The sequence below is a fragment of the Cellulomonas fimi genome, from assembly GCF_028527925.1.
Lineage (GTDB): Bacteria > Actinomycetota > Actinomycetes > Actinomycetales > Cellulomonadaceae > Cellulomonas > Cellulomonas fimi_C.
In genome coordinates this window covers 1-1,209 of record NZ_JAPESW010000114.1, presented here as the reverse complement: position 1 = coordinate 1,209, position 1,209 = coordinate 1, and the positions used below count along the sequence as shown (strand labels likewise).

At 67.7% G+C, this 1,209-nt stretch carries 1 protein-coding gene; it reads left to right on the top strand.

The genetic code is table 11. The features are described from left to right. The coding region (locus OMK64_RS19985; protein WP_272730102.1) for a glycoside hydrolase family 10 protein at nt 1-1,209 on the top strand (1,209 nt) is incomplete at both ends.

Below are 1,209 nucleotides of genomic sequence, written 5' to 3'. Positions count from 1 at the left end.
ACATGATCACGGCCGAGAACGAGATGAAGATGGACGCCACGGAGCCCAACCGTGGCCAGTTCAACTACTCCAACGGCGACCGGATCGTGAACTGGGCCCGCCAGAACGGCAAGCAGGTCCGCGGGCACGCGCTCGCCTGGCACTCGCAGCAGCCCGGCTGGATGCAGAACCTGTCCGGCACCGACCTGCGCAACGCGATGCTCAACCACGTCACGCAGGTCGCGTCGTACTACAAGGGCAAGATCTACGCCTGGGACGTCGTGAACGAGGCCTACGCCGACGGCTCGTCCGGCGGTCGCCGCGACTCCAACCTGCAGCGCACGGGCAACGACTGGATCGAGGCCGCGTTCCGCGCCGCCCGCGCCGCGGACCCGAACGCCAAGCTCTGCTACAACGACTACAACACCGACAACTGGTCGCACGCCAAGACCCAGGGCGTCTACAACATGGTGAGGGACTTCAAGTCGCGCGGTGTGCCGATCGACTGCGTCGGGTTCCAGTCGCACTTCAACGCCCAGAGCCCGGTGCCCAGCAACTACCAGACGACGCTGCAGAACTTCGCCAACCTGGGTGTCGATGTGCAGATCACCGAGCTCGACATCGAGGGCTCCGGCTCCTCCCAGGCGCAGAACTACCAGCGGGTCGTGCAGGCCTGCCTCAACGTCGCGCGGTGCACCGGCATCACCGTGTGGGGCGTGCGCGACACCGACTCCTGGCGCTCGGGCGGCACCCCGCTGCTGTTCGACGGATCCGGCAACAAGAAGGCCGCCTACACCTCCGTCCTCGACACGCTGAACTCGGCCACGCCGAGCCCGACGCCGACGCAGACGCCGACCCCGACGCAGACGCCGACACCGACCCCGACGTCGAACCCCGGCAGCGGCTGCTCGGTCAGCTACACCGCGAACTCGTGGAGCACCGGCTTCACCGCCAGCGTCAAGATCACCAACCTCGGCTCGGCGATCAACGGCTGGACGCTCACCTGGGCGTTCCCGGGCAACCAGACGATCACGCAGGCGTGGAGCACGACCGCCACGCAGAGCGGCAACCAGGTGACGGCCAAGAACGTCGGCTACAACCCGCAGATCCCCGCGGGCGGCACCGTCGAGTTCGGGTTCAACGGCGCGTACAGCGGCAGCAACCCGTCGCCGACGAGCTTCAGCCTGAACGGAGCCGTCTGCAACGGGGGCGTCACGCCCACCCCGACCC